Here is a 4,963-nt window from a genome sequence, read left to right as displayed (position 1 = left end):
GGCTGCCGTGGTGGTGGGTCCGCCGCCCGGGGTGCGGGTGGCGATGCTGGCGGCCGCGACCAGGTCGCGGTGCCCGGAGAATCGACAGCGCGGGCAGGACAAGGTCCGGCCACGAGGTTTCGGAACGCGTGCGCGGCAGGCGGGGCAGGTGGACGAGGTGCCGCGTTCGTCGACCAGCCGGACGTGATGCCGGCGAGGGTGGCCTTGTCGGTGAGGACCTGCAGGAGCCGGCCGATCTGCCACTGCCGCAGCCGCAGGTTGTGCCGCCGCCCCGCAGCAATGTCCAGCACCCCGCGCGGGTCACCGACATGCAGCACACCCACCCGCCGTTCCACCGCCCAGGAGACAACCTGACGGGCGGCTTCGTGCTGGGCCTGACGGACCCTGCGCCGGTGCCGGCCCTCCACCAGGCGTGCCCGACGGCGGTATTTGCGCCACCGTCGCGAACCCTGCTCACCACGTTTCGGCGCCCGGCGGGCCACCGCACGGCGGCGGGCCTTGGTGTCGGCCAGGTGCATGCGGTGCTCGGCGCGGATCGCCCGCCCCGACACCAGCAACCCCTCCCCGTCGGGACCGGCCACGGCGTAGGGGTGAATGATTCCCAGGTCCACCCCGGCGAACCTGGCCGGGTCCGGTTTTTCACCGGGCGGGTAGACCGCCAACGGCACCTCGGCGGTCACGTCGAGGAACAGCCGGCCGCCCTCACACAGCAGGGTGATCGAGCGGACCTGCTCGGCCGGATACGGCACCTCCCGCGCCAAGCGGATCCACAAGGGGGCAGTGCCTTTGGCGGTGGGGATCCGGGCCCGGCGCCCGTCGAGGGTGAACGTGCCGTGGTACCAGCGCACCGGCACCAGCCCCCGCCGTCGACGCGGGAACCGCGCCGACAGGTCACCGTCCTTGCGGCGCTTCGCCGCCGCGAACCACGCATCGGAAAACCGGCGCAACACCGACCGGGCACCCGTGGTGTCCAGTTCTCCCAAGGTGCCCGGCCCCGACCCGGACAGCTCCCGACACAACTGCTGATAGCCCACCAGCGGCGCGTCCCGGCGCCGCCGCCGCCACGCGTTGACCTCCAGCAAGCACGCCCACACGTCACCAGCGGAGCGCAGCAGCCCGAAGCACCGCCGCCGCTGCCCGGGCGTCACCCGCACAGCGACGCGCGCGGTGCGATGCACGACCCGAGGCGCGGCGGGATCCCGACGACGAGGCACAACCCAAACCCAACACCACCGGTACGACAAAATCCCCCGGCCGCCAGCCGGCGAACGTTAGTGGACACAGCTCTAGCGCGGCGACCGACGCTGGCAATATTCTCCAACTCACGCGCCGATTCTGGAGCTCCTTTACTTGTCCCGTGCCCTCGCCGGCCACAGAGGAGATGCCATGCACTTCGACCACCCCGAGCTGGACCGTCGTACCCTGCTGCGGGCCGGCCTCGGCGCCGCCACGGTCGCGGTCGTCGGGAGCGAACTCGCATTCCCGGCGGCCGCGCAGGCCGCGCCGGGCGCGGACCTGGACTGGATCATCAGCTGCGACGAGTGGGGCGCCCGCCCGCCGGCGGACCCCCTGGTCATCAGCGCCATCCCCACCAACAAGATCATCGTGCACCACATGGCGTTCCCGAACAGCATCGACTACTCCGAGGAGCACGCCAAGCAGCTCGCCCGCGACTGCCAGGACCTGCACCTGGACGTCAACCACTGGTCCGACACCGGGCAGCACTTCACCGTCAGCCGCGGCGGATACGTCCTCGAAGGACGGCACGGCAGCCTGGACCGGCTCCAGGCCGGCGACCGGCAGATGGTCTCGGCGCACTGCCCGGGCGAGAACGGCCGGGCGATCGGCATCGAGAACGAGGGCACCTACGTCACCGAGACCCCGCCGCAGGAACTGCTCGACTCGCTGGTCAAGCTCTGCACCACCGTCTGCGAGCAGTACGGCCTGCACGCCCACGACATCTTCGGCCACTGGGACTTCCGGGCCACCCAGTGCCCGGGCGCGATGTTCTACCGGGAGTTCCCCGCCCTGCGGCGCCGGGTCTTCGCCAAGCTCGGCACCGACCTGGCCGACGTGCCGGCCCGCCGCTGGCCCGACATCTGGCGCTTCGTCGGCGGCCCGGTCGTCCGCGTCGCGCAGTACCTGCTCACCTTCCGCGGCTACACCGTTCCGCTCACCGGCGTCTTCGACGCCGCCACCGTGGCCGCCGTGCAGGACTGGCAGGCCCGCAACGCCATCCCGGTCGACATCGACGCCACGCTCACCGCGCCGACCTGGGAAACCCTCGCGCCGGAACTGGAGAAGGACGCCGCCGGCATCCCGGTCAGCGCGGTGCAGTTCATCCTGAACTGGAAGGGCTACAGCGACGTCGCCGTCACCGGCGAGTACGACTACGCGACCAAGAAGGCCGTCAAGGACGTACAGGAACTCCACGGCCTCGAACCGAACGGCAAGGTCAGCACCACCACCTGGTGCGCCCTGGTGGGCGGTGTGGTGCGTCAGTCGTTCCAGCAGAACTGACGCGCCGGCGGGGGAACGCGGTGGAGGTGGCAACGGCGCCACCTCCACCGCGACCGTTTTCTCCCGTCGCGCCTCGTTGCCCACGCGGTCGCAGTCTGCGACGATCCGCTGGTCACGACCGAGGAGGCGACGTGAGTTCGAGACTCAACCCATACCTCAGCTTCACCGACGACGCCCGTCCGGCGATGGAGTTCTACCAGCGGGTGTTTGGCGGCACCCTGTCGGTGAGCACCTTCGGCGAGTTCGGCAATCCGGATCCGGCCCTGGCCGACCGGGTCATGCACGCGCTGCTCGAGACCGGGCAGGGCTTCACCCTGATGGCGTCCGACACGCCGCCGGGCATGGAGCGCACCGTCGGCAACAACATCGCCATCAGCCTGAGCGGGGACGACGCCGACGATCTGCGGCGGTACTGGGAGCAGCTCTCCGAGGGCGGCGTGGTGTCCATGCCGCTGGAGAAGCAGATGTGGGGCGACGAGTTCGGCATGTGCGTGGACCGGTTCGGCATCGGCTGGATGGTCAACATCAGCCAGCCGGGGTCCTGACCGGATGGGACGGCGGCCCGATCGCCACCAGCGCCGGGCCGGAGCGGGGCGCGCGGCGGTAGCAGCCGCCGCCCCGCCCGCTGAAGCGACAGCCACCGCAGCCGCCGGACGCGCAGGAACCCAACTCGTCGACCACCAGTTCGCCGCGCCGAGCCCAGTACTCGACCATCGCGTCGACCTCCTCGCGGGACACCCCGAGATCGCGGGCGATGTCGTCGAGGCCGCTGCCCGGCGCGGCCGTACGCACCCGCCGCAGCACCTCACGCAGCACGCTCATGTCAGCAACCTGCCGATCTGGAAGACCGCGACGGCCAGCAGGAACGCCACCGCCAACTGCATGACCACGCCGATGCCCGTCCACCGCCCGCCGATCTCCGCCCGTTGCGCGGCGAGCGTCGCCATGCAGGGCGTGTACGCGAGCAGGAAGACCAGGAACGCGAGCACCGCGGCGGCCGGGTGTCCGCCGGAGGTCCGCTCGAAGGTCGCGCGCAGCTGGACGCCCAGGTCACCGGCGTGCTGCGGGGCGTCCGGTTCGGCGGCGTGGTAGGTCTGGGCGAAGGTCGACACCACCGCCTCCTTGGCCACGAACCCGGTGACGAGCGCGCCGGTGGCGTGCCAGTCGTCGAACCCGGCCGGTGCGAAGGCAGGCGCCACGGTCCGGCTGATGCCGGCGTAGAGGCTGTCGGCGACGTCCACCCTGCCGAACTGGCCCGACCCGGTGGGGATGGCGGTCAGCAGCCAGACGGCGGTCACGGTCGCCACGATGATCCCGCTCGCGGTACGCAGGAATCCCTGAAGCTTCTGCCAGGCCTGGCTGGCCACCACCCGGACGGTGGGGCGCCGGTACGGCGGCAGTTCGAGCAGCAGCGCGCCGCGCGGCAGGCGCCGCAGCAGGGTGTGCCGCAACGCGACGCCCACGCCGACGACCAGCACGACGGAGAGCACGTACAGGGCGAAGACGACGGTGCCGGCGTGACTGCCGAAGAACACGTCGGCCAGCAGCAGGTAGACGGTCAGCCGGGCGCTGCAACTGATGAAGGGCACCAGCAGCGCCGTCATCAGGCGGTGCCGGGTGTCGGCGAGGATCCTCGTCGCCGCGATCGCCGGCACGTTGCAGCCGAACCCGACGATGAGCGGCAGGAACGCGTGCCCCGGCAGGCCGACCAGGCGCAGGAACCGGTCGGCGACGAAGGCGGCCCGCGCCAGGTAGCCCGAGTCCTCCAGCAGCGCCAGCAGGACGAACATGATGGCCATGAGCGGGACGAAGGTGAGCAGCTGACCCACGCCAGAGACCAGCCCGTCGAGCACGAGGCCGGCGACCCAGGTGTCGTCCAACCCGGCCCGGGCCAGCAGCCACGCCGCGGCGCCGCGTACCGGCCCGTCCACCAGGATCGACAGGCCGTCCTGCAGGGGCGCCGCCACCCGGGTCGTCGCCTCGAAGACCCGCCACATGACGAGCAGGAAGATGGGCAGGCCGAGCCAGCGGCCGGTCAGCACCCGGTCCACGCGGTCGGAGAGCGTCGGCCGGTCCTCCGCCGGCCGGTGCACGCTTGCCGCGACCACGCGCCGGATCCACCCGTACCGCTGGTCGGCGACCGCCGTCTCCAGGTCGTCCTCGCCGTCGGCGGCCAGCCGCTCGGCGACCTCGCGGCGAAGGTCTGACGCTGGGGCCCGCAGCGCGCCGGCCGACGAGACGCAGCACTCCGGTACCCACTCGTCGTCGCCGCTGAGCAGGTTCACCGCCAGCCAGCGGGGGTTCACCCGGTCGGCTGAGGGGTCCGCCTCGATCAGGGTGACCAGCCGCTCGACGGCGTCCTCGACCGCCGCACCGAGCGGGACCGGGCGGGCGGGGCCGGCGGCGGCGGCCGTGGCGAGCGCGTGGGCCAGGCCGTCCAGGC

5 protein-coding genes and 1 pseudogene are annotated in these 4,963 nt (G+C 72.1%); 2 read left to right on the top strand and 4 right to left on the bottom strand.

Annotated features, from left to right (window positions below; all coding sequences use genetic code 11):
• Together DKL51_RS37030 and DKL51_RS37025 are read right to left on the bottom strand one after the other, a co-directional pair.
• A partial coding sequence (locus tag DKL51_RS37030; RefSeq protein ID WP_148097693.1) for a zinc ribbon domain-containing protein occupies window positions 1-243 on the bottom strand: 243 nt, incomplete at its 3' end.
• A 107-nt stretch (window positions 244-350) separates the two neighbouring features.
• Window positions 351-611, bottom strand: a pseudogene (locus tag DKL51_RS37025) (hypothetical protein); the annotation flags it as partial.
• 775 nt (window positions 612-1,386) lie between these two features.
• Between DKL51_RS37025 and DKL51_RS00960 the strand changes: the two are divergent.
• Complete coding sequence (locus DKL51_RS00960; protein WP_109943071.1) at window positions 1,387-2,520, top strand: peptidoglycan recognition protein family protein; 1,134 nt, start codon at window positions 1,387-1,389, stop codon at window positions 2,518-2,520.
• Between the two features lie 131 nt (window positions 2,521-2,651).
• A complete protein-coding gene (locus DKL51_RS00955; RefSeq protein WP_109943072.1) occupies window positions 2,652-3,065 on the top strand; it encodes a VOC family protein in 414 nt (137 codons plus the stop codon).
• Here the strand turns inward: DKL51_RS00955 and DKL51_RS00950 are convergent.
• Window positions 3,046-3,342, bottom strand: coding sequence for a FeoC-like transcriptional regulator (locus DKL51_RS00950; protein ID WP_109943073.1), 297 nt, complete (start codon window positions 3,340-3,342; stop codon window positions 3,046-3,048). The two genes, DKL51_RS00955 and DKL51_RS00950, sit on opposite strands and share 20 nt — an antisense overlap.
• On the bottom strand, window positions 3,339-4,963 hold a 1,625-nt coding region (gene feoB, locus DKL51_RS00945), incomplete at its 5' end, for a ferrous iron transport protein B (protein ID WP_124811620.1). The genes feoB and DKL51_RS00950, both read right to left, overlap by 4 nt.

The sequence above is a fragment of the Micromonospora globispora genome, from assembly GCF_003857015.1.
In the GTDB taxonomy this organism is placed as follows: Bacteria; Actinomycetota; Actinomycetes; order Mycobacteriales; family Micromonosporaceae; genus Micromonospora; species Micromonospora globispora.
This window is presented reverse-complemented; position numbering and strand designations above follow the sequence as displayed.

Excerpts from the sequence above, each read along its gene's own strand:
- DKL51_RS00960 (WP_109943071.1), top strand. The coding sequence starts at position 1,387 with ATGCACTTCGACCACCCCGAGCTGGACCGTCGTACCCTGCTGCGGGCC.
- DKL51_RS00950 (WP_109943073.1), bottom strand. The coding sequence starts at position 3,342 with ATGAGCGTGCTGCGTGAGGTGCTGCGGCGGGTGCGTACGGCCGCGCCG.